Genomic DNA, 21,561 nt, shown 5'->3' with positions numbered 1-21,561 from the left:
CTGTCAGAAACTGCGACGGTGCTCACACTTGGCCGTATTGCTGCCCGTGTCGCAGCCAGCGGTCGAGCAACGGGCTGACGTGGGTAGGCCAGCGTTCGAGCAAGGCCTGGGCGGCATCGCGCACGGCGGGCAGCAGATCGGCGTCGCGCATCAGGTCGGCGACCTTGAATTGCAGCAGACCGGTCTGGCGGGTGCCGAGCATTTCGCCGGGGCCGCGCAATTCAAGGTCTTTTTCGGCGATGACGAAACCGTCGTTGGTCTCGCGCATGATGCCCAGGCGCTGGCGGCCGATCTGCGACAGCGGCGGATGGTAGAGCAGCACGCAATGGCTGACGGCGCTGCCCCGGCCGACGCGACCGCGCAACTGGTGCAGTTGCGCAAGGCCCAGGCGCTCGGGGTTTTCGATGATCATCAGGCTGGCGTTGGGTACGTCCACGCCGACTTCGATCACGGTGGTGGCGACCAGCAGTTGCAGGTTGCCGGCCTTGAATTCGGCCATGACGGCGGCTTTCTCGGCGGGTTTCATGCGGCCGTGGATCAGCCCGACTTTCAACTCGCCGAGGGCGGCGGTCAGGTCTTCGAAGGTGGTTTCAGCAGCCTGACAGGTCAGCTCTTCGGACTCTTCGATCAGCGTGCACACCCAATAGGCCTGACGACCTTCGGCGCAGGCGCTGCGCACCCGTTCGATGACTTCGACGCGGCGGGTGTCGGTGACCAGCACGGTGTTGACCGGGGTTCGGCCGGGCGGCAATTCGTCGAGGATCGAGGTGTCGAGGTCGGCGTAGGCGCTCATCGCCAGCGTCCGCGGAATCGGCGTGGCGGTCATGATCAGTTGATGCGGACACATGCGCCCGCCGACGCCTTTCTGCCGCAGCGCCAGACGTTGCTGCACGCCGAAGCGGTGTTGTTCGTCGATGATCACCAGCGCGAGGTTCTTGAACTGCACTTCATCCTGGAACAGCGCGTGGGTGCCGACCACCATCGGCGTGCCGCTGGCGATCTGTTCCAGCGCGGCGACGCGGTTCTTGCCCTTGAGCTTGCCGGCCAGCCAGGCCACGTCGATGCCCAGCGGTTCGAGCCAGCGCTTGAAGGTGATGAAGTGCTGTTCGGCGAGGATCTCGGTCGGCGCCATCAGTGCGACCTGATAACCCGCCTCCAGCGCTTGCAGCGCGGCGAGGGCGGCGACCACGGTTTTACCCGCGCCGACGTCGCCCTGAATCAATCGCAGCATCGGTTCGTGCTGGCTGAGGTCGTAGGCGATTTCGTTGCCGACCCGCTGTTGCGCGCCGGTCGGATTGAAGCCGAGGTTGGCCAGGTATTTCGCCGGTAGCTTGGTGGCTTTCGGCATCGCCGGCGCGCGCAGGGAGCGCATGCTTTCACGCAGGCGTTGCTGCGATAGCTGGTGAGTCAGCAGTTCTTCGAAAGCCAGGCGATGCTGGGCCCAGTGATGGCCGAGGGCGAGTTCGTCGACGTCGGCATCGGCGGGCGGGTTGTGCAGGTAGCGGATCGCGTCGGCCAGCGGCGCCAGTTGATAGTCGCGGGCCAGTTCGGTCGGCAGCCAGTCGGGCAGGGTGGCCGGCTTGAGCAGGGTCAGCGTCTGCATGCACAACTGGCGCAGACGGGCCTGGGTCAGGCCTTCGGTCAGCGGGTAGACCGGGGTCAGGGTTTCATCCACCGGCGGCGGCTCGTCGCCGTTGATGGCGCGGTATTCCGGGTGGTAGATCTCCAGCCCCGAGGCGCCGGGCCGGGCTTCGCCGTAGCAGCGAATCCGCGTGCCGCGCTTGAGACCTTCTTTCTGCGCGTTGCTGAAGTGGTAGAAGCGCAGGCTCAAGCCACCGGTGCCGTCCTGCAAGCGCACGACGAGGCTGCGGCGTCGGCCCATGACCACGTCGGCGCCGCTGACGGTGCCTTCGACCACGGCGTCCTGCCCCGGCCGCAACGCGCCGATCGGCACCACGCGGGTGCGATCCTGATAACGCAGTGGCAGGTGAAACAGTACGTCCTGGAGGTTTTCCAGACCGACCTTGGCCAGTTTCTCGGCCATGGCTTCACCGACACCCTTGAGTGCGGTGACCGACACCTGCGACAGCTCCGTCATGACGCTGGCTTAACCGGCCGTGACCGGCGCGGCAGGCTTGGCGACCGAGCACAGGCGAATGGAGTCGGCGAGGATCTCGATGGCTTTCGGCCGTGGGAAGCTCGCGCGCCAGGCGATGGCCACGGTGCGGAACGGCACCGGTGCCGACAACGGACGCACTTCGATTACGCCCGGGGCGTAGTGATGGCTGTCCACCGCCGACAGCGGCAGGATCGAGATGCCCAGACCGGACGCGACCATGTGGCGAATGGTTTCCAGCGAGCTGGATTCGACCGTGGTGTGCTTGGCGCCGTCGTTGCCCTTGGTCAGGGTCGGGCAGGCTTCCAGCACCTGATCGCGGAAGCAGTGACCTTCGCCGAGCAGCAACAGGCTCTTGTCGTTGAGCAGCGCGGCGTCGATGGATTCTTTCTGGGTCCACGGGTGCTGGGCCGGCATCAGGACGTAGAACGGCTCGTCGTAGAGTTGCAGGGTCAGCACGTCGGCTTCGTTGAACGGCAGGGCGATGATGATTGCGTCCAGCTCGCCGTTGCGCAGTTTGTCGCGCAGCACGTGGGTGAAGTTTTCTTCGATGTACAACGGCATCTGCGGGGCGACCCGGTGCAGTTGCGGAATCAGGTGCGGGAACAGGTACGGGCCGACGGTGTAGATCGCGCCGACTTTCAGCGGGGCGGTCAGCTGGTTCTTGCCGGCCTGGGCCAGTTCGCGAATGCCTTGGGCCTGCTCCAGCACTTTCTGCGCCTGGGCGACGATGCCTTCGCCGACCGGGGTCAGGCGCACGGCGCTTTTGCTGCGCTCGAAAATCAGCACACCGAGTTCGTCTTCAAGCTTTTTCACGCCCACCGACAGGGTCGGCTGGCTGACGTGGCAACGCTCGGCCGCGTGGCCGAAATGCTGCTCTTGGGCGAGGGTAACGATGTAGCGTAATTCTGTGAGAGTCATAGCAAGCGTCCATGAAGATGCGGGCCAAGCATACCGGCTGCAATCGATAGACGCACGTTATCAGACTGAGTGATGAATGCGACACCGGGCAATGCCGGTTTGCCGTGGATGGATAAGCGAAAGGCACCTTTCGGTGCCTTTTTTGCCTGGTTCTCTCGGCTGAGCACTTAACCCTGTGGGAGCAAGCCCGCTCCCACACTTGATCAGCGGCGGCGTTCCAGCGAGTACACAAACGGCGCAACAATTTCGATCGCGCCATTGGTCAGCATGTCCGCCGGTGGCTTGGGCAGCGGCTGGGCACGGCGGATCATTTCCAGGGTGGCCCGGTCCAGATCGGCGTTGCCGGAGCGACCCACCAGTTCGAACGACAGCACGTTGCCTTCGCCATCAACCACGAAACGCAACCGGTTCAAGCCTTCCTTGCCCCGTGCCTGAGCGCTGGCCGGGTACTTCTTGTACTTGGCCAGATGCGCGAGCAGGGTGCCTTGCCAGCTGGCCTTGGCGGCCAATTGTGCAGGCGACAGGCCCGGTGCAGGCTGGGCGGATTTCTCCGTCGGGGCCTGAGTCGGCTGGGTATCGGCCGGCTTCTCTTCGGACGGTTTCTCCTTCGGCGGATCGGGCAGTTTCTTCTCGATCGGCTTCGGCGGTTTGGGTTTCGGCTTGGGCTTCGGTTTCGGTACCGCGATCTCGGCTTTCGGCGCTTCGGCCAGTTTCGGGATCGGCAGTTCCTCAACCGGAGCCGGTGGCTGCGGTGGCGTGACGACTTTCGGCGGTGCAGGCGGTGGCGGGGCCGGAACCGGTGCCAGCTCGACCATCATTGCCTGCGGCGGCAATTCGATGGGCGGGCGGACATTCCAGTTCAGCGCCAGCGCGATGGCCAGCGCGTGAACACCCAGCACCACGGCCAGGCTACCGCTGTAACGCGTCAGCTTATGGCGCGTGGTGATCATTTCTTGACTGCGCTCTCGAGCCCGACCAGACCGACCTTCAGGTAACCGGCAGCGCGCAGGTTATCCATCACGCTCATCAGGTCGCCGTAATCCACGCCTTTGTCGGCCTGGAAGAAGATCGTCGTGTCTTTCTTGCCCTGGGTCTTGGCGTCGAGGACGGCGCCGAGGGTTTCGGCTTTCACTTCGTCATCGCCAATGAACAGGCGCTGGTCAGCCTTCACACTGAGGAACACCGGTTTCTCCGGCCGCGGCGCCGGTTTGGCGGTCGAGGCAGGCAGGTCAACCTTGATGTCCACGGTGGCCAGCGGCGCGGCCACCATGAAGATGATCAACAGCACCAGCATCACGTCGATGAACGGCGTGACGTTGATTTCGTGGTTCTCGGCCAGATCGTCGTCTGCGCCTTCTTTCAAATGCAGGCCCATGGCCGATTACCCCACTTTCACCATGTGCGGTTGCGAGCTGTTGCGCTCAGGCTGGTGGTCGAGGTCGCGGCTGACCAGCAGCAGCACCTGCGCCGACGCATCGGACACCTGAGCCTTGTAACCGGCGATGGAGCGGGCAAAGACGTTGTAGATGACCACGGCAGGAATCGCGGCAACCAGACCCAGTGCGGTAGCCAGCAGCGCTTCAGCGATACCCGGTGCTACGACGGCAAGGTTGGTGGTCTGGGTTTTGGCGATGCCGATGAAGCTGTTCATGATGCCCCACACGGTACCGAACAGACCGACGAACGGTGCGGTGGAACCGATGGTGGCGAGGACGCCGGTGCCGCTGCTCATGTTGCGGCCACAGGCTGCGACCAGGCGCTCGAGGCGGAAGCTTACGCGCTCCTTGATGCCTTCTTTTTCGCGGGCGTTGGTCGACAGGCGCATTTCTTCCAGCGCGTCGTGTACCAGCAGGTTGGCGAGGGTGCCTTCCTTCGCGGCGGTGGCGCTGGCCTCTTTGAGCGTGGCGGCTTTTTTCAGGGCGGCAATCTCGCCGCGCAGACGACGCTTGGCGCCCATCAGCTCGAAGCCCTTGGCGATCCAGATGGTCCAGGTGATGATCGAGGCGATGGCCAGGCCGATCATCACGGCTTTAACGATGACGTCGGCGTTCTGGTACATGCCCCATGGCGACAGGTCGTGGGCCATGCCCAGGGTGTTGTCGGCTTCGAGGACTTCCGGCGCGTCGGCGGCGCTGGCGTCTACGGCCTGCACCGGGTCGGTCGCGGCAGGTGCGGCGGCCGGAGCGCTTTGCTCGGTGGCAGCTGGCGCGGCCGGGGCTTGTGCGTCAGCGAATGCGGCGACCGGCGCCAGCATCAGGCTGACCAGCAGGGCAGCCACGGCGCTCCAGGCGCGAGGTCGGTTGGTTGGCGAAGCGGAGTTTTGAATGCGTGTCATGCTGGCCGGACCTGAGATAGAAAAACGGTAATGCTCTTCCAGGCCTCGTGAGGCCGAGAACAAAAGTGGCGTGCATTATTGCAAGTAATTCTTGTTAACAAAAGTAATAGAGTTGCTTTTTTTCCTTCATTGCTAGCCGCTCGTCCCTTGCCGAGGCTAGTCTGTCGCTTTCCGATGGGAGATTTTTGATGTCCGCGCCTTCTGTTTTGATCGCCGGTTGCGGTGATGTCGGCAGCCGTCTGGCCACGCAATTGCTGGCTGCCGGCTTCCAGGTCTATGGCCTGCGCCGTGATATTTCACGTTTGCCGGACGGCGTTATCGGTGTGGCCGGTGACTTGTTCAATGAGGATTGCCCCGAGACGTGGCCGGTGGGCGCTATCGATTACCTGGTGTATAGCGCGGCGGCCACCGATCACGATGAGGCCGGTTATCGCGCGGCGTATGTGCAGGGTTTGCAGCATGTGCTGGGTTGGCTGAACGATTATGGGCAGGAGCCTGAGCGGTTGCTGTTTGTTTCCAGCAGCAGTGTTTATGGCCAGCAGAACGGCGAATGGGTCGATGAAAAATCCGAAACCGTCGCCGCTGGTTATTCCGGTCGGGTGATGCGGGAGGCCGAGCAGGTTGCGCTCAACAGCGGCATTCCAGCGAGCATCGTGCGCCTGACCGGTATTTACGGCCCCGGCCGTGAGTGGCTGCTGACTCAGGTGCGGCGTGGTTATCGGGTGGCGGTCGATCCGCCGCTGTATGGCAATCGCATCCATGCCGATGACGCGGCGGGGTTGATGGCGTTCTTGCTGGAGGCAGCTCGCAAGGGCGTGACGCTGGATGACATCTATATCGGCGTGGACGATGCGCCTGCGCCGCTGGCCGAGGTGGTGGCCTGGTTGCGTGAGTATCTGGGGGTCACCGAATGGTCGGAAGACGAGAGCGTGCGTCGCACCGGCAGCAAACGTTGCAGCAATGCCCGGGCGAAGGCGCTGGGTTGGGTGCCGAAGTATCCGAGTTATCGCGAGGGGTATGCCGCGATTCTTGAGGGGCGCTGCTGACTTCCGGCATTGCACAGTAAATGTGGGAGCGGGCTTGCTCGCGAAGGCGTCGCGTCAGGCGGCATCTTGATTGCCTGACAGACCGCATTCGCGAGCAAGCCCGCTCCCACATTCGATTTACTGTGTTTTCAAAGGTGGGTTATTGCTTCTCGAGCAACCACTTGCGCTCACCCGGGGTGAACTGCGGTTGTTCATCCGCCAGTGCCGTGTTCACGGCCTGCAGGATTTCCAGCTCTTTGCCCTTGCGCACAAAGATCCAGTTGTTGCCCTGACCGTTCTGCTGCAACCACATGCTGTCGTTGCCGCTGCTCATCGACGCGCAATCGCCTGCGAGGCACAGCGCATAACGATCGGCACCCGGCAGGCCGGAGACTTGGCCGTCAGCCTGGAACTGCACGGTGGCGCCTTCGCCCTGGCCGCTGGTGATCGTCCAGTTACCGCCCAGATAAGCGGAATACAGCGCGCGTTCGAAGCTGGCGCCGATCGGTGCGCCGTCCGGCACCGGGATCTGAGCGCGGTCGAAGACCTGTTCCGGTTCGTTTTCGTTGGCGGCTTGTTGCAGTTGACCACCGTCACGTTTCAGCTCGCTGGCGGAGCTGCCATAGAAGTCGACTTTCCAGGCACCGGACTGTTCGCCGAGCAAGCGACCTTCGACGTTTTCGAAACCGTTGGTGTAGCGGGCCTGACCGGCCTTGGTGTTGACGTCCCACTCCAGGTTCGGGCCGTAAGCCTGAAGCGCTTCGCGCAGGGGGCCGCCCTTGGCAGCGGCATCGATGGCGACCTGATTGATCCAGGTGCCGCTGATGTCACGGTCGGCAGGGTTGCTGGCGCAACCGCCGAGGAAAATGGCGAGCAGCGAGAGAGCAAGCGCTTTGCGCATGGTGGAATCCTTTCAAAACCTTTTCTTTACCGCAGAGCAGTCGGCGCGGCGTGAGGCCGCGCCGTGCGCATTACTCGATGACCAGAATGGCATCCATTTCAACCTGCGAACCCTTTGGCAGGGCTGCCACGCCGATGGCGGCGCGCGCCGGGTACGGCTGGTCGAAGTACTTGCCCATGATCTCGTTGACCTTGGCGAAGTGGCTCAGGTCGGTGAGGAAGATGTTCAGCTTGACGATGTCCTTGAACGAACCACCGGCGGCTTCGGCCACGGCTTTCAGGTTCTCGAACACCTGGACGGTCTGGGCTTCGAAGCCTTCGACCAGTTCCATGGTTTTTGGATCGAGGGGAATCTGACCCGACATGTAAACGGTGTTACCGGCCTTGATCGCCTGGGAGTAAGTACCGATGGCGGCCGGGGCCTTGTCGCTGGTGATAACAGTCTTGGTCATGTATGACTCCTTGTAATGTTTGAGTTATGCACGCATGCGGGTGATGCGGATCACCCCGGTCAGGGCGCGCAGTTTCTTGATCACGCGGGCCAGGTGCACACGGTCGTGGACGCTGACCACCAACTGGACAACGCTGATGCGGCCATCGCGTTCGTCCATGCTGATTTTCTCGATATTGCCGTCGGCTGCGTTGACGCTGCTGGCCAGCAGGGCGATCAGGCCGCGCTGGTGCTCCAGCTCGACGCGCAGTTCGACGTTGAATTCGCCGGTGACATCCTTGGCCCACGAGAGCTGGATGCATTTTTCCGGGTTGTGCCTGATTTCGCTGATGTTGCGGCAGTTGTCCAGGTGCACGACCATGCCCTTGCCCGCCGACAGGTGACCGACAATCGGGTCGCCCGGGATCGGCGTACAGCATTTGGCGTAGCTGAGGACCAGGCCTTCGGTGCCGCGAATCGCCAGCGGGCCTTCCGGACTTGGCAGTTGTTCGCCTTCGCCGAGCAGGCGGCGCGCCACGACGTAGGCCATGCGGTTGCCCAGGCCAATGTCTTCCAGCAAGTCTTCGATCAGTTCGAGGCGGTACTCGGTGAGCATCGCCTTCACGCGTTCGGCCGGAATCTGTTCCAGCGCGCTGTCGAAGCCGTTGAGCACCTTGTTCAGCAGGCGTTCGCCGAGGCTGATGGATTCGGAGCGGCGTTGCAGTTTCAGCGCGTGGCGGATATGGGTTCGCGCCTTGCCGGTGACCACGAAGTTGAGCCACGCCGGGTTCGGCCTTGCGCCGGGAGCGCTGACGATCTCGACCGTGGAGCCGCTTTGCAGCGGTTCGGACAGCGGTGCGAGACGACGGTTGATCCGGCAGGCGATGCAGCTGTTGCCGACGTCGGTGTGCACCGCGTAGGCAAAATCGACCGCCGTGGAGCCTTTGGGCAGCTCCATGATCCGGCCTTTGGGCGTGAACACGTAGACCTCGTCCGGGAACAGGTCGATCTTCACGCTCTCGATGAATTCCAGCGAGTTGCCGGCGCGTTGCTGCATTTCCAGCACGCCCTTGACCCACTGACGGGCGCGGGCATGGGTGCCTTTCGGCTGCTCGTCGCCGCTGGATTTGTACAGCCAATGGGCGGCGATGCCGTTGTTGGCCATCTCTTCCATTTCACGGGTGCGGATCTGGATCTCGATCGGTACGCCGTGCATGCCGAACAGCGTGGTGTGCAGCGACTGATAGCCGTTGGCCTTGGGGATAGCGATGTAATCCTTGAAGCGCCCCGGCAACGGTTTGTACAAATTATGTACGGCACCCAACACGCGGTAGCAGGTATCGACCTTGTCGACGATGATCCGGAACGCGTAGACGTCCATGATCTCGTTGAAGGCCCGACGCTTGCCGCGCATTTTCTTGTAGATGCCGTAGAGGTGTTTCTGGCGACCGCTGACTTCGCCCTGGATGCCGTCGATGGCGAGGCAGTGGCCAAGGGATTCTTCGATCTTGTTGACGATTTCCTTGCGGTTGCCCCGGGCGCGTTTGACCGCCTGGTAGATCCGCGCGGAACGCATCGGATGCATGGCCTTGAAGCCGAGGTCTTCGAACTCGATGCGGATCGCGTGCATGCCCAGCCGGTTGGCGATGGGTGCGTAGATCTCGAGGGTTTCCTTGGCGATGCGTCGGCGTTTTTCGCCGGACAGCACTTCCAGCGTACGCATGTTGTGCAGACGGTCGGCGAGCTTGACCAGGATCACGCGAATGTCGCGTGCCATGGCCATCGCCATCTTCTGGAAGTTTTCCGCCTGGGCTTCAGCCTTGGTTTCGAAGTTCATCTGGGTCAGTTTGCTGACCCCGTCGACCAGTTCGGCCACGGTTTCACCGAACTGCGCTTGCAGCGCTTCTTTGGCGATACCGGTGTCTTCGATCACGTCATGCAGCATCGCAGCCATCAGGCTCTGATGGTCCATGTGCATGTCGGCAAGAATATTCGCCACGGCAAGAGGATGCGTGACATACGCCTCGCCGCTGCGGCGGCGTTGGCCGTCGTGGGCTTGTTCGGCGTAGAAATACGCTCGGCGGACCAGGTTGACCTGGTCGTTGCCGAGGTAGGTCGATAAGCGATCGGCGAGGGCGTCTATGCTCGGCATGATGTCTCCTGCCGTAAGCTGTGATCCCGCGCCGTGCTACGTCGACCAGGCATAGGCTTAGACGGCCTCGTTGGACTCGTCCTCGAACGCAGCGAAGACAGGGTCTTCGTGGACGATTTCCTGCTCGGCGATGAACTCGTAGCTCATCAGGCCTTCAGCGATTTCACGCAGCGCAACTACGGTCGGTTTGTCGTTTTCCCACTGAACCAGAGGCTCTTTGCCGCCGGTGGCCAGTTGACGGGCACGCTTGGTAGAGAGCATGACCAGCTCAAAGCGGTTTTCCACGTGTTCTAGGCAGTCTTCAACGGTTACGCGGGCCATGGTATTCCTCGGAGCGAATGCAATATGCGCGCTGCCCGGTTGGGCGAGCGGACTCAACAGTTTAAAAAATCACCAGCGATTAGGGAAGCGCTGATTTTTTGACCAGACTCTTCAACGCGCTGCAAGTGCCAATGTAAAGCCCTTGCAGCGGTTTTGGGAAGTGCTGTTTCAGCCGAGCAATTCAGCCAGCAATTTGCCGAAACGCACTTGCTGACGTTTCTGTTGCAGCTGATTGGCGCGGAAAATCGCCTTCAGATCGTCCAGCGCGTGGGCGAAATCGTCGTTGATGATCAGGTAGTCGTACTCGACGTAGTGGCTCATCTCGCTGACCGCTTCACGCATCCGGCCGTCGATGATGTCGTCGCTGTCCTGGCCACGGTTGGTCAGGCGCTGGTGCAGGGCCTGCAGCGATGGCGGCAGAATGAAGATCGAACGGGCCTGCGGCATCAGCTTGCGCACTTGCTCGGCGCCTTGCCAGTCGATTTCCAGAATCAGGTCGTGGCCTTCGTCCAGGGTCTGCTGCAGGCGGCTTTGCGAGGTGCCGTAGAAGTTGCCGAAGACTTCGGCGCGTTCCAGGAAGTCGCCGTGCTCACCCATCTTCACGAACTCTTCGCGGGTCACGAAGTGATAGTTCACGCCGTCCACTTCGCCCGGGCGCATGGCGCGGGTGGTGTGGGAAATCGAGACGCGGATTTCCGGATCGGCGTCGGTCAGGGCCTTGACCAGACTGCTCTTGCCCGCGCCCGAGGGGGCGGAAATGATGTACAGGGTGCCGGTGCTGTGGGTCATGTCGGGGGTAGCCTTACTCAATATTCTGCACTTGTTCGCGCATCTGCTCGATCAACACCTTGAGGTTGACCGCCGCCTGGGTGCTGCGCGGGTCGAAGGCCTTGGAGCCCAGTGTGTTGGCTTCGCGGTTGAGCTCCTGCATCAGGAAGTCCAGGCGCCGGCCGGCGGCACCGCCGGACTTGAGCACCCGGCGAACTTCGATGATGTGGGTGCTCAGGCGATCCAGTTCTTCGGCCACGTCGCTCTTTTGCGCGAGCATGACCATTTCCTGTTCCAGGCGCTGCGGGTCCATCTCGGCCTTCATGTCGGCGAAGCGGTCGAGGACTTTCTGGCGCTGGGTGGCGAGCATCTGCGGAACCAGTTCGCGCAGGGTGACCACGTCTTCCTCGATGGAGGTCAGGCGATCATTGATCAGGCGGGCCAGCTCCGCGCCTTCGCGCTCGCGGCCGGCCTTGAGGTCTTTCAGGCCTTGATTGAACAGTGCCAGCGCCTCGGCGTTCAGCGCCTGCGGGTCGGTGGCGTCGGCCACCAGTACGCCCGGCCAGGCAAGCACTTCCAGCGGGTTCAGCGCGGCCGGGTTCTTGATCAGGCCGGCGACGGTTTCGGCCGCGGCGACCAGTTGTGCAGCGCGCTCGCGATCCACCTGCAGCGGCTTGCCGGTGCTTTCCTCGGTGAAGCGCAGGGTGCATTCCAGTTTGCCGCGCGACAGGCCCTGGCGCAGGGCTTCGCGGACAGCGCCTTCGAGGTCGCGAAACGACTCCGGCAGGCGCAGGTGGGGTTCCAGGTAACGGCTGTTGACCGAGCGCAGTTCCCAGCTCAGGGTGCCCTGGACGCCGGCTTTTTCGACGCGGGCGAAGGCGGTCATGCTGTGCACCATGGGGTGACCTCGCGATACAGATCGGCGCGAATTGAAGCTCCGCAGCTCGATATCAATGAATTTAAGCCGACTGGCAGCAAAGGCGCAGGATTGTAGCGCAGTGCGGCAGATGCGCCCAAACACACGGTGTGACAAAGGGCTGCAGGCCGTCGGCAATGCGCGTTTCAGGGCCTTCGGTCGTCGGCCGGATTTTTTAACGAGTGCCCAGGCGCGGTGCGCGGCTCTATAATGGTCCGCAGTTTTCCGTCCCCAGTACAGGTATCTCCTATGAAACGTCCAAGTGGTCGCGCTGCCGATCAGCTCCGCTCGATCCGCATTACCCGCAACTACACCAAACACGCCGAGGGATCGGTACTGGTCGAATTCGGTGATACCAAAGTCATCTGCACCGTCAGCGTCGAAAACGGCGTGCCGCGTTTCCTCAAAGGCCAGGGCCAGGGTTGGCTGACCGCCGAATACGGCATGCTGCCGCGCGCCACCGGCGAGCGTAACCAGCGTGAAGCCAGCCGTGGCAAGCAGGGCGGTCGTACCCTGGAAATCCAGCGCCTGATCGGCCGTTCCCTGCGCGCCGCGCTGGACATGTCCAAGCTGGGCGACGTCACCCTGTACGTCGACTGCGACGTGATCCAGGCCGACGGCGGTACCCGCACTGCGTCGATCACCGGCGCCATGGTTGCGCTGGTCGATGCACTGAAAGTGATCAAGAAGCGCGGCGGCCTGAAAGGCGGCGACCCGCTCAAGCAAATGATCGGTGCCGTTTCCGTGGGCATGTACCAGGGCGAGCCGGTGCTGGATCTGGACTATCTTGAAGACTCTGCCGCCGAGACTGACCTCAACGTGGTGATGACCAGCACCGGTGGTTTCATCGAAGTGCAGGGCACCGCCGAAGGCGCGCCGTTCCAGCCTGAAGAGCTGAACGCGATGCTGGAGCTGGCGAAGAAAGGCATGAACGAGATCTTCGAACTGCAAAAGGCTGCACTGGCCGACTGAGCAGGTTCGTAACCCGCAAGGAGGACGCAATGAGTGGTGAGCAAGAGTTGCTGCCCAAACCGAGCCAGGAGGTTCGCCAATGGGCCATGTTTTGTCACTTGTCCGCCTTGCTGGGGATCTGGATTCCGTTCGGTACGCTGATCGGGCCGCTGGTCCTGTGGCAGATGAAGCGCGAGACCGATCCGTTCATCGACGCCCAGGGCAAGGAAGCGCTGAATTTCCAGATCACCGTGGCGATCGCTTCGATGATCTGTTTCGTGCTGATGCTGTTGCTGATCGGGTTCGTGCTGTTTGGCCTGCTGGCCATCGCGGCGCTGGTGTTGACGATTATCGGTGGTGTGAAAGCCAACGAAGGTTTCCCGTATCGCTATCCGTTCACTTGGCGGTTGATCAAATAGCATCCGGCCGCAAGGTGCATGTTGGAATAATCATTCCGCATATTTAAAAGCCCTGACTTGCCAGGGCTTTTTTGCAACTCAATAAGCCTGTAATGCTTGTAGGAATAATCTTTCTGCGATGAATGGTAGATGGTATTTAATATATTCATCAGCCTTACATTTTTAGTCACAAGTACGATGCCTTTATGTTGTCGAAGAACATTGGCAGCATGACTTTATGCTTGGTATGGTTGTCGCACGTTATATTCCTTCAGAAATATTTCGATATGTTCAAGCCATCGAAGGCTTTTGAATTCCAGTGTTTCCGGTGTTGAAAAGTTCGCCGGTTCATGAGGCGTATCCAGGGAAAGTTCGCCTCTGAATATATAGCCAAGAATAATCCAGATGATTCAGCTCGATTTCTACGGCACGCTCGTGGCCGCTTCACTCGTACTTCTGCTGGGGCGTGGCTTTGTTGCCCGTGTTGGTGTACTGCGCAATTTCAATATTCCCGAACCCGTTGCGGGTGGTTTGCTGGTTGCGCTGGTTCTTCTGGTATTGCGAGCGCTTGATATAGAAGTTCGTTTCGATACCTCATTGCAGACACCGCTCATGCTGGCGTTTTTTGCCACTATCGGTCTGAGTGCCGATTTCGCCAGTCTCAAGAAGGGCGGTCGCGTAGTCGGAATGTTCTTGTTAGCGGTCATCGGCCTTCTGATTCTGCAAAACGCCATGGGTATCGGACTCGCAAAAGTGCTTGGCCTTGATCCGCTGATGGGGCTGCTGACGGGGTCGATTACCCTGGCGGGCGGTCACGGTACCGGCGCTGCATGGGGTGCGGTATTCAATGAAAAATACGGCCTGGCCTCCGCCTCGGAACTGGCGATCGCCTCTGCGACGTTCGGTCTTGTACTGGGTGGTCTGATAGGCGGTCCGGTTGCTCGTTTACTCATCAAGCGTGTGGAAGTGCCTGGCTGCAACGCCCAGGCGCCGCAAAGCCTGCCACGGGGCTTCGAGCAGCCGAACAAAGAGCGCTCGATCACGCCATTTTCCTTTATCGAAACCCTGGCTCTGATCGCGGTCAGCTTGCTGGCGGGTAATCTTCTTAATGGCCTGCTTCACGGCACGGCATTCGAATTGCCGACGTTCGTTTGCGTGCTGTTCGTGGGCGTGGTGCTGCGCAACGGTCTTTCAGCGCTGGGGTTGTATCAGGTGTTTGAACGTGAAGTCTCGGTGTTGGGGAATGTCAGCCTTTCGCTGTTTCTGGCGATCGCCCTGATGTCGCTCAAATTGTGGGATCTGGCGGCGTTGGCGTTGCCGATCTTCATCATTCTGGCTGTACAGGCGCTGGTCATGGCGCTGTTCGCGATCTTTGTGACGTTCCGGATGATGGGCAGTAACTACGATGCTGCCGTACTGGCGGCGGGGCACTGCGGTTTTGGTCTCGGTGCCACGCCGACTGCCATCGCTAACATGCAAGTGGTTACGCAACGCTATGGGCCTTCGCAGATCGCGTTTCTGGTCGTACCGATGGTGGGGGCGTTCTTCATCGACATTATTAATGTCATCGTGATCAAGCTGTATCTGATGCTGCCTTTCTTCGCCGTCATCTGAGTTCGATTTCACTTCGAACGCAGACAAAAAAATGCCCGTATCTTGTGATACGGGCATTTTTTCAACTACGAAACTGCGCTTAGATGGTCAGCGTCCAGTCGTAGTCGACGATCAGCGGCGCATGCTGCGAGAACCGTGGCTGACGTGGCAGGCGTGCGCTGCGCACGAAGCGCCGCAGCCCTGGAGTCAGGATCTGGTAGTCGAAGCGCCAGCCCAGATTCAGCATCTCGGCCTGTTCGTTGTCCGGCCACCAGCTGTACTGGTCACCTTCGCGGCTGACTTCGCGCAGGGCATCTACGTAGCCCATGTTGCCGACAATCTCGTCCATCCAGGCGCGTTCCGGCGCCAGGAAACCCGGGGATTGCTGGCTGTCGCGCCAGTTCTTGATGTCGAGCTTCTGCTGCGCGACGTACAGCGAGCCACAATAAATGTACTCGCGACGTTTGCGCCGCTGTTTGTCCAGGTACTTGCCGAAATCGTCCATGAGCTTGAACTTCTGGTTCAAGTCCTCATCGCCGTTCATCCCCGAAGGAAGCAGCAAGGTGGCAATACTGACTTTGTCGAAATCTGCTTGCAGGTAGCGCCCGTAGCGGTCGGCCGTCTCGAATCCGAGACCGCTGATGACAGCCTTCGGTTGCAACCGCGAATACAAAGCCACGCCGCCTTGGGCAGGGACTTCAGCATCGCAGGCATAAAGGAAGTAGCCATCCAGTTGGAAGGCTGGGTCGTCCAGTTCAAAGGCGGAGGCACGGGTGTCCTGCAGGCAGATGACGTCGGCATTCTGTGCCTGCAGCCAACTGAGCAAACCGCGCTCGACTGCAGCCTGAATACCATTGACGTTCACACTGATGATCCGCATAAATGGCCCCAAAAATCGCGTGCGTGTATGATACACGGCGTCAAGCTAATTAGCTAAATCCGTGGTATTTGGGGTTTTTTTCATGCAAGCGTATCAGCGCGATTTCATTCGTTTTGCCATCGATCGCGGCGTTTTGCGCTTCGGTGAGTTCACCCTGAAGTCCGGGCGCACCAGTCCTTACTTCTTCAATGCCGGCCTGTTCAACTCGGGTTCGGCCCTGGCGCAGCTCGGTCGTTTCTATGCCGCAGCCATCGCCGAGAGCGGCATTCCGTTCGACGTGCTGTTCGGCCCGGCCTACAAAGGCATCCCGTTGGCGGCAACCACTGCCGTGGCGCTCGCCGAGCACCACAACCGTGATTTGCCATGGTGCTTCAACCGCAAGGAAGCCAAGGCCCACGGCGAGGGCGGCAGCCTGGTCGGCGCACCGCTGACCGGTGATGTGCTGATCATCGACGACGTGATCACTGCCGGCACTGCGATCCGTGAAGTGATGCAGATCATCGCTTCCCAGGACGGCGCCAAGGCCGCCGGCGTGCTGATCGCCCTGAACCGTCAGGAGCGCGGTAACGGCGAGCTGTCGGCAATCCAGGAAGTCGAGCGTGATTTCGGCATCCCGGTCATCAGCATCGTGTCGCTGAACCAGGTGCTGGAATTCCTGGCTGACGATCCGCAGCTCAAGCAGCACCTGCCAGCCGTTGAAGCCTATCGCGCCCAGTTCGGCGTCTGATCGCAGCTTCAGGCAAAAAAAGACCCCGCTCAGCCAGGCTGAGCGGGGTCTTTTTGTTTGCGCGAGCGCTTACGGACGCTTGCGATTGCTGATCAGCGTACCCACACCGGTATCGGTGAAGATTTCCAGCAGGATCGCGTTCGGTACACGGCCGTCGATGATCAGCGAGCTGCCCACGCCGCCCTGAACCGCTTCCAGTGCACAGCGGATCTTCGGCAGCATACCGCCGTAGATGGTGCCGTCGGCGATCAGGTCGTCGACCTGCTGGGTGCTCAGGCCGGTCAGTACGGTGCCCGACTTGTCCATCAGGCCGGCGATGTTGGTCAGCAGCATCAGCTTCTCGGCTTTCAGCGCTTCGGCGACCTTGCCGGCCACCAGGTCAGCGTTGATGTTGTACGACTCGCCGTTCTCACCCACGCCGATCGGCGCGATCACCGGGATGAAGTTGCCTTTGACCAGCAGGTTCAGCAGTTCGGTGTTGATCCCGACCACCTCGCCCACATGGCCGATGTCGATGATTTCCGGCTGGGTCATCTCCGGGGTCTGGCGGGTGACGGTGAGCTTCTTCGCACGAATCAGCCCGGCGTCTTTACCGGTCAGGCCGATGGCGCTGCCGCCGTGACGGTTGATCAGGTTGACGATGCTTTTGTTGACCTGACCGCCGAGGACCATTTCCACCACGTCCATGGTCGCGGCGTCGGTGACGCGCATGCCGTCGACGAAGTGGCTTTCGATCGACAGGCGCTTGAGCAGATCACCGATCTGCGGGCCACCGCCGTGCACGACCACCGGGTTGATGCCCACGGCCTTCATCAGCACGATGTCGCGGGCGAAGCCGGTTTTCAGCTCCTCGCTTTCCATCGCGTTGCCGCCGTATTTGATCACCAGGGTCTTGCCGACGTATCGGCGGATGTAAGGCAGCGCTTCGGACAGGACCTTGGCAGTGTTGGCGGCGGCATCGCGTTCGAGGGTCATTCAGGGCTCCGGGTGAATCAGCAATCAGAACGGTAGTTGGAGATCAGGTGCAACGCGTTTCAGTTGGGCATGGAACACAGCCTTGATGCGCTGCAATTCAGCCTCGTCATCGGCCTCGAAGCGCAGCACCAGCACCGGTGTGGTGTTGGACGCGCGCACCAGGCCCCAGCCTTTGGCGTAGTCGACCCGCACGCCGTCAATGGTGGTCAGGTCGGCGCCTGGGCCCCACTGCGCATCGTGCAGTGCATCAATGATGCTGAATTTGCTCTCTTCGGTCACATGGATATTGATTTCTGGCGTGGAAATATCGTTCGGGAAGGTCGCGAACAGCTCCTCCGCCGAAGATTTTTCCTTGCTGAGGATTTCCAGCAGCCGTGCGGCGCTGTAAATGCCGTCGTCGAAACCGAACCAGCGTTCCTTGAAGAAAATGTGCCCGCTCATTTCGCCGGCCAGCAGCGCGCCGGACTGTTTCATTTTCTTTTTGATCAACGAGTGACCGGTCTTCCACATTAGCGGCCGACCGCCATATTCCTTGATCAACGGGATCAGGCGACGGGTGCATTTGACGTCGAAGATGATCTCCGCGTCCGGGTTGCGCGCTACCACGTCACGGGCGAACAGCATCAGCAGACGGTCCGGGAACACAATGGTGCCGGTGTTGGTCACCACGCCGACGCGGTCGCCGTCGCCGTCGAAGGCCAGGCCGATGTCGGCGTTGGTTTCCTTGACCTTGGCGATCAGGTCGACGAGGTTTTCAGGCTTGCCCGGGTCCGGGTGGTGGTTCGGGAAGTTGCCGTCGACTTCGCAGAACAGCGGGATGACTTCGCAGTTCAGCGCTTCGATCAGCTGCGGGGCGATCACGCCGGCCGCGCCGTTGCCGCAGTCGACCACGACTTTCAGGCGGCGGGCCAGTTTGATGTCCTGGACGATTTCGGTGGTGTAGCGGTCGAGGATTTCGACCTGGGTCACGCTGCCCGTGCCGCTGCTCAGGTTGCCGGTCTTGATACGCTCATGCAAAACCTGAATCTGTTCATTGGCGAGGGTGTCGCCGGCGATCACGATCTTGAAGCCGTTGTAGTTCGACGGGTTGTGACTGCCGGTGAGCATCACGCCGGATTTGCCGGCCAGCACATTGGCGGCGTAGTACAGCGCCGGGGTCGGCACCAGGCCGACGTCGCTGACATGGCAGCCGCTTTCGGCGATGCCGCGAATCAGCTCTGCGACCAGTTCCGGGCCGGACAGACGGCCGTCACGACCGACGGACACGTTCGGTTCGCCTTGGGCCAGGCTCTGGGAGCCGATGGCGCGACCGATCCAGTAGGCGGTTTCGCCATTGAGGAATTCCGGCACGGTGCCGCGAATGTCGTAGGCGCGGAAGATGCTGTCGGGAAGCTTCGGGGCGACTTGGGCGGGGGTGCTCATCTGCGAAAATGCTCCATCTCGAAAGTGGCTGGACACACCGACGACTATTCGACGGCAAGCTCAAACTGAAGGGTATGACGGCGGTTTTCACAGAGAGTTCGTGGTGTGAAAGGGCCATGACGCCTTGTACGGCGTGGCTTTGGCCTGTCAATGCCTTGATTTTCAGCGGTAAAGCTTGCAGATGAATCTGCGTATTTTTATGGCGAGAGAGCAGGCTCCCTCGCCACAAAACCAATCACTTGGTGCCGGAATGGCCGAAACCGCCAGCGCCGCGTTCGGTTTCGACGAACTCTTCAACCATTTCGAAGTGCGCCTGAACCACCGGCACCAGCACCAGCTGCGCCAGGCGCTCGCCAACCGGCATGGTGAATTCGGTCTGGCCACGGTTCCAGCAGGAGACCATCAGCGGGCCCTGGTAGTCGGAGTCGATCAGGCCGACGAGGTTGCCCAGCACGATGCCGTGCTTATGGCCCATGCCCGAGCGCGGCAGGATCAGCGCGGCGAGGTTCGGGTCGCCGATGTAGACCGACAGACCGGTGGGGATCAGCACCGTTTCACCCGGCTTGATCACGATGTCCTCTTGCAGCATGGCGCGCAGGTCGAGGCCGGCGGAGCCCGGTGTGGCGTATTGCGGCAGCGGGAATTCGGTACCGATGCGTGGGTCGAGGATCTTGGCTTGCAAAGCGTGCATGTAAATTAAACCTGGTTCAGACGTTCGGCGATAAAAGTGACCAGTTGGCGAGCGATCTTGCTCTTGCTGGTCTGGGCGAAAAGCGTGGCGTGCAGCGCACGGTCGATGACGCTGCAGGCGTTTTCTTCGCTGTTGAAACCGATGCTCGGGTTGGCGACGTCGTTGGCGACGATCAGATCGAGATTCTTGTCCTTCAGCTTGCGTGCAGCGTAGTCGAGCAGGTGTTCGGTCTCGGCGGCGAAGCCGACACTGAACGGACGGTCGGGACGGGTCGCGATGGTGGCCAGGATGTCCGGGTTACGCACCATTTGCAGGACGAAGCCGTCGCCGCTCGTAGGGTCTTTCTTCAATTTTTGCGGGGCGACGACTTCCGGACGGTAGTCCGCAACCGCCGCCGAGGCGATAAAGATGTCGCAAGGGATCGCGGCTTCGCACGCGGCGAGCATGTCTCGGGCGCTGACCACGTCGATCCGGGTGACGCGATCCGGCGTCGGCAGGTGCACCGGGCCGCTGATCAGCGTGACTCGGGCGCCGGCTTCCACCGCCGCTTCAGCCAGGGCGAAGCCCATTTTGCCGGAGCTGTGGTTGGTGATGTAGCGCACCGGGTCGATGTTTTCCTGGGTCGGGCCGGCGGTGATCACCACGTGCTTGCCGGTCAATGCCTGACGCTGGAAGCAGTCCGCCGCGAGCTGGGCCAGGTCGGTGGCTTCCATCATGCGGCCCATGCCGACGTCGCCGCAGGCCTGGCTGCCCGAGGCCGGGCCGAAGGTCTTCAGGCCACGGCTTTCAAGAAGTTGCAGGTTGGCCTGGGTCGCCGGGTCGCGCCACATGGCCTGGTTCATGGCCGGGGCGACCGCTACGACCGCGTCGGTGGCCAGCACCAGGGTGGTCAGCAAATCGTTGGCAATGCCTTGGGCCAGACGGGCGAGCAGGTCGGCGGTGGCCGGGGCGATCAGCACCAGATCGGCCCATTTGGCCAGTTCGATGTGGCCCATCGCCGCTTCGGCGGCCGGGTCGAGCAAGTCCAGGTGAACCGGGTGACCGGACAACGCCTGCATGGTCAGCGGGGTGATGAATTCGCTGCCGCCACGGGTCATGACCACGCGCACTTCGGCGCCCTGATCGATCAGGCGGCGCACAAGGTCGGCGCTCTTGTAGGCAGCAATGCCGCCGCCGACGCCCAGAACGATGCGTTTCCGATACAGCCGCTGCATAGGTCTGCCTTTCATTTCGTTGGTGACATACGTGGCGAAACCCCCTCCCCAGGGTGAATTCGCCCGCAAAAAAGATGGGCTACGATATCACAGCGACCGCTACGGAACAGCGGCGCCCACAGACAAGGAAGGTGTATGAGTATTCGCGATTGGCCGGCGGCGGAAAGGCCGCGGGAGAAGCTGTTGGAACAGGGCTCGGGAAGTCTTTCCGATGCCGAATTGCTGGCGATTTTTCTACGTACCGGCGTATCCGGCAAAAGTGCGGTGGATGTAGCAAGGCATCTGTTGAGTCAGTTCGGCAGCTTGCGTGCTTTGCTTGAGGCCGATCTCGCAACGTTCAGTGAACAACTGGGCCTGGGCCCTGCGAAGTTCGCCCAGTTGCAGGCCGTGCTGGAAATGGGGCGGCGACACTTGGCCGAGCGCATGCGCCAGAAAACGGCACTGGAAAATCCGCAGGTCGTGCGTGATTACCTCAAGGCCATGCTGCGCCACGAGCCGCACGAGGTGTTCGGTTGCCTGTTTCTCGACTCCAAACATCAGGTGCTGACTTTCGAGACGCTGTTTCGCGGCTCGATCGACAACACGGCCGTGCATCCCCGGGAAGTCGTGAAGCGTTCCCTGGCCAACAACGCGGCAGCGGTGATCCTGTGCCATAACCATCCGTCGGGAAACTCCGATCCCAGTCAGGCTGATCGATTATTGACCAAGCGCTTGCAGAAGGCTTTGGAGTTGATTGATGTGCGGGTGCTGGATCATTTCATCGTTGGCGATGGTGAACCGCTGTCGATGGCGGAATGTGGCTGGATGTAGCTTTCAAGTACAAACG

The 21,561-nt window shown here is 61.2% G+C and carries 21 protein-coding genes and 1 pseudogene; 6 read left to right on the top strand and 16 right to left on the bottom strand.

All coding sequences use genetic code 11. The features are described 5' to 3' along the window. Positions 1-22: 22 nt before the first annotated feature. The 5 genes from recG to exbB form a co-directional block, all read right to left on the bottom strand. Positions 23-2,098, bottom strand: coding sequence for an ATP-dependent DNA helicase RecG (recG, locus tag K3819_RS28555; RefSeq protein WP_011336566.1), 2,076 nt, complete (start codon positions 2,096-2,098; stop codon positions 23-25). 9 nt (positions 2,099-2,107) lie between these two features. Then, on the bottom strand, positions 2,108-3,037 hold the full coding sequence (locus K3819_RS28550) for a hydrogen peroxide-inducible genes activator (RefSeq protein WP_007954418.1): 930 nt from the start codon (positions 3,035-3,037) through the stop codon (positions 2,108-2,110). 203 nt (positions 3,038-3,240) lie between these two features. Then, positions 3,241-3,987, bottom strand: coding sequence for an energy transducer TonB (locus tag K3819_RS28545; protein ID WP_221398337.1), 747 nt, complete (start codon positions 3,985-3,987; stop codon positions 3,241-3,243). Beyond that, positions 3,984-4,412 carry a TonB system transport protein ExbD gene (gene exbD / locus K3819_RS28540; protein ID WP_039765185.1) on the bottom strand — a complete coding sequence of 143 codons (429 nt, stop codon included), beginning with the start codon at positions 4,410-4,412 and terminating at the stop codon, positions 3,984-3,986. The genes K3819_RS28545 and exbD overlap by 4 nt, the downstream gene beginning before the upstream one ends. A gap of 6 nt (positions 4,413-4,418) precedes the next feature. Further along, a complete protein-coding gene (gene exbB, locus K3819_RS28535) occupies positions 4,419-5,372 on the bottom strand; it encodes a tonB-system energizer ExbB (RefSeq protein ID WP_085612085.1) in 954 nt (317 codons plus the stop codon). A 188-nt stretch (positions 5,373-5,560) separates the two neighbouring features. Between exbB and K3819_RS28530 the strand changes: the two genes are divergently transcribed. Beyond that, a complete protein-coding gene (locus tag K3819_RS28530; RefSeq protein ID WP_221398336.1) occupies positions 5,561-6,418 on the top strand; it encodes an SDR family oxidoreductase in 858 nt (285 codons plus the stop codon). A gap of 139 nt (positions 6,419-6,557) precedes the next feature. Here the strand turns inward: K3819_RS28530 and K3819_RS28525 are convergent, their stop codons facing one another. From K3819_RS28525 to K3819_RS28500, 6 genes are all read right to left on the bottom strand, one after another. Further along, positions 6,558-7,298, bottom strand: a complete 741-nt coding sequence (locus K3819_RS28525) for a hypothetical protein (RefSeq protein WP_074689978.1) — start codon at positions 7,296-7,298, stop codon at positions 6,558-6,560. 70 nt (positions 7,299-7,368) lie between these two features. Next, positions 7,369-7,749: a RidA family protein gene (locus tag K3819_RS28520; RefSeq protein ID WP_003229509.1), complete on the bottom strand. Its 381-nt coding sequence runs from the start codon at positions 7,747-7,749 to the stop codon at positions 7,369-7,371. Between the two features lie 24 nt (positions 7,750-7,773). After that, complete coding sequence (gene spoT / locus K3819_RS28515) at positions 7,774-9,879, bottom strand: bifunctional GTP diphosphokinase/guanosine-3',5'-bis pyrophosphate 3'-pyrophosphohydrolase (RefSeq protein ID WP_007954439.1); 2,106 nt, start codon at positions 9,877-9,879, stop codon at positions 7,774-7,776. Between the two features lie 57 nt (positions 9,880-9,936). Continuing rightward, positions 9,937-10,200, bottom strand: coding sequence for a DNA-directed RNA polymerase subunit omega (rpoZ, locus tag K3819_RS28510; RefSeq protein WP_003229503.1), 264 nt, complete (start codon positions 10,198-10,200; stop codon positions 9,937-9,939). Between the two features lie 168 nt (positions 10,201-10,368). Further along, positions 10,369-10,989: a guanylate kinase gene (gene gmk / locus K3819_RS28505; RefSeq protein ID WP_064600422.1), complete on the bottom strand. Its 621-nt coding sequence runs from the start codon at positions 10,987-10,989 to the stop codon at positions 10,369-10,371. A gap of 13 nt (positions 10,990-11,002) precedes the next feature. Continuing rightward, positions 11,003-11,866 (bottom strand): YicC/YloC family endoribonuclease, encoded by an 864-nt coding sequence (locus K3819_RS28500; RefSeq protein WP_007954440.1) that lies wholly within the window; start codon positions 11,864-11,866, stop codon positions 11,003-11,005. Between the two features lie 267 nt (positions 11,867-12,133). Between K3819_RS28500 and rph the strand changes: the two genes are divergently transcribed. The 3 genes from rph to gltS all read left to right on the top strand — a co-directional run bounded on the left by rph (position 12,134) and on the right by gltS (position 14,847). Beyond that, a complete protein-coding gene (gene rph / locus K3819_RS28495; RefSeq protein ID WP_003229494.1) occupies positions 12,134-12,856 on the top strand; it encodes a ribonuclease PH in 723 nt (240 codons plus the stop codon). A 29-nt stretch (positions 12,857-12,885) separates the two neighbouring features. Continuing rightward, entirely contained in the window at positions 12,886-13,254 is a 369-nt protein-coding gene (locus tag K3819_RS28490) for a DUF4870 domain-containing protein (RefSeq protein ID WP_085612083.1), read from the top strand. A gap of 384 nt (positions 13,255-13,638) precedes the next feature. Beyond that, entirely contained in the window at positions 13,639-14,847 is a 1,209-nt protein-coding gene (gltS, locus tag K3819_RS28485) for a sodium/glutamate symporter (RefSeq protein WP_221398335.1), read from the top strand. A gap of 79 nt (positions 14,848-14,926) precedes the next feature. Here the strand turns inward: gltS and K3819_RS28480 are convergent, their stop codons facing one another. Further along, on the bottom strand, positions 14,927-15,706 hold the full coding sequence (locus K3819_RS28480; RefSeq protein WP_007920349.1) for an exodeoxyribonuclease III: 780 nt from the start codon (positions 15,704-15,706) through the stop codon (positions 14,927-14,929). A gap of 82 nt (positions 15,707-15,788) precedes the next feature. Between K3819_RS28480 and pyrE the strand changes: the two genes are divergently transcribed. Continuing rightward, positions 15,789-16,433 carry an orotate phosphoribosyltransferase gene (gene pyrE / locus K3819_RS28475; RefSeq protein WP_011336558.1) on the top strand — a complete coding sequence of 215 codons (645 nt, stop codon included), beginning with the start codon at positions 15,789-15,791 and terminating at the stop codon, positions 16,431-16,433. 69 nt (positions 16,434-16,502) lie between these two features. On the opposite strand, the gene argB is transcribed toward pyrE, so the two are convergent. From argB to coaBC, 4 genes and pseudogenes are all read right to left on the bottom strand, one after another. Further along, on the bottom strand, positions 16,503-17,408 hold the full coding sequence (argB, locus tag K3819_RS28470) for an acetylglutamate kinase (protein ID WP_007954443.1): 906 nt from the start codon (positions 17,406-17,408) through the stop codon (positions 16,503-16,505). A gap of 24 nt (positions 17,409-17,432) precedes the next feature. Further along, positions 17,433-18,809 (bottom strand): annotated as a pseudogene (locus K3819_RS28465) (phosphomannomutase/phosphoglucomutase); the annotation flags it as partial. A 256-nt stretch (positions 18,810-19,065) separates the two neighbouring features. Continuing rightward, positions 19,066-19,521, bottom strand: coding sequence for a dUTP diphosphatase (dut, locus tag K3819_RS28460; RefSeq protein ID WP_007954445.1), 456 nt, complete (start codon positions 19,519-19,521; stop codon positions 19,066-19,068). A gap of 5 nt (positions 19,522-19,526) precedes the next feature. Further along, positions 19,527-20,735, bottom strand: coding sequence for a bifunctional phosphopantothenoylcysteine decarboxylase/phosphopantothenate--cysteine ligase CoaBC (coaBC, locus tag K3819_RS28455; protein WP_064600412.1), 1,209 nt, complete (start codon positions 20,733-20,735; stop codon positions 19,527-19,529). A 135-nt stretch (positions 20,736-20,870) separates the two neighbouring features. Between coaBC and radC the strand changes: the two genes are divergently transcribed. Next, complete coding sequence (radC, locus tag K3819_RS28450) at positions 20,871-21,545, top strand: RadC family protein (RefSeq protein WP_064600411.1); 675 nt, start codon at positions 20,871-20,873, stop codon at positions 21,543-21,545. Positions 21,546-21,561: the final 16 nt, after the last annotated feature.

Source organism: Pseudomonas sp. 3-2 (assembly GCF_019710535.1).
Taxonomy (GTDB): domain Bacteria; phylum Pseudomonadota; class Gammaproteobacteria; order Pseudomonadales; family Pseudomonadaceae; genus Aquipseudomonas; species Aquipseudomonas pharyngis.
This window is presented reverse-complemented; position numbering and strand designations above follow the sequence as displayed.

Excerpts from the sequence above, each read along its gene's own strand:
- recG (WP_011336566.1), bottom strand. The coding sequence starts at position 2,098 with ATGACGGAGCTGTCGCAGGTGTCGGTCACCGCACTCAAGGGTGTCGGT.
- K3819_RS28550 (WP_007954418.1), bottom strand. The coding sequence starts at position 3,037 with ATGACTCTCACAGAATTACGCTACATCGTTACCCTCGCCCAAGAGCAG.
- K3819_RS28545 (WP_221398337.1), bottom strand. The coding sequence starts at position 3,987 with ATGATCACCACGCGCCATAAGCTGACGCGTTACAGCGGTAGCCTGGCC.
- exbD (WP_039765185.1), bottom strand. The coding sequence starts at position 4,412 with ATGGGCCTGCATTTGAAAGAAGGCGCAGACGACGATCTGGCCGAGAAC.
- exbB (WP_085612085.1), bottom strand. The coding sequence starts at position 5,372 with ATGACACGCATTCAAAACTCCGCTTCGCCAACCAACCGACCTCGCGCC.
- K3819_RS28530 (WP_221398336.1), top strand. The coding sequence starts at position 5,561 with ATGTCCGCGCCTTCTGTTTTGATCGCCGGTTGCGGTGATGTCGGCAGC.
- K3819_RS28525 (WP_074689978.1), bottom strand. The coding sequence starts at position 7,298 with ATGCGCAAAGCGCTTGCTCTCTCGCTGCTCGCCATTTTCCTCGGCGGT.
- K3819_RS28520 (WP_003229509.1), bottom strand. The coding sequence starts at position 7,749 with ATGACCAAGACTGTTATCACCAGCGACAAGGCCCCGGCCGCCATCGGT.
- spoT (WP_007954439.1), bottom strand. The coding sequence starts at position 9,879 with ATGCCGAGCATAGACGCCCTCGCCGATCGCTTATCGACCTACCTCGGC.
- rpoZ (WP_003229503.1), bottom strand. The coding sequence starts at position 10,200 with ATGGCCCGCGTAACCGTTGAAGACTGCCTAGAACACGTGGAAAACCGC.
- gmk (WP_064600422.1), bottom strand. The coding sequence starts at position 10,989 with ATGACCCACAGCACCGGCACCCTGTACATCATTTCCGCCCCCTCGGGC.
- K3819_RS28500 (WP_007954440.1), bottom strand. The coding sequence starts at position 11,866 with ATGGTGCACAGCATGACCGCCTTCGCCCGCGTCGAAAAAGCCGGCGTC.
- rph (WP_003229494.1), top strand. The coding sequence starts at position 12,134 with ATGAAACGTCCAAGTGGTCGCGCTGCCGATCAGCTCCGCTCGATCCGC.
- K3819_RS28490 (WP_085612083.1), top strand. The coding sequence starts at position 12,886 with ATGAGTGGTGAGCAAGAGTTGCTGCCCAAACCGAGCCAGGAGGTTCGC.
- gltS (WP_221398335.1), top strand. The coding sequence starts at position 13,639 with ATGATTCAGCTCGATTTCTACGGCACGCTCGTGGCCGCTTCACTCGTA.
- K3819_RS28480 (WP_007920349.1), bottom strand. The coding sequence starts at position 15,706 with ATGCGGATCATCAGTGTGAACGTCAATGGTATTCAGGCTGCAGTCGAG.
- pyrE (WP_011336558.1), top strand. The coding sequence starts at position 15,789 with ATGCAAGCGTATCAGCGCGATTTCATTCGTTTTGCCATCGATCGCGGC.
- argB (WP_007954443.1), bottom strand. The coding sequence starts at position 17,408 with ATGACCCTCGAACGCGATGCCGCCGCCAACACTGCCAAGGTCCTGTCC.
- dut (WP_007954445.1), bottom strand. The coding sequence starts at position 19,521 with ATGCACGCTTTGCAAGCCAAGATCCTCGACCCACGCATCGGTACCGAA.
- coaBC (WP_064600412.1), bottom strand. The coding sequence starts at position 20,735 with ATGCAGCGGCTGTATCGGAAACGCATCGTTCTGGGCGTCGGCGGCGGC.
- radC (WP_064600411.1), top strand. The coding sequence starts at position 20,871 with ATGAGTATTCGCGATTGGCCGGCGGCGGAAAGGCCGCGGGAGAAGCTG.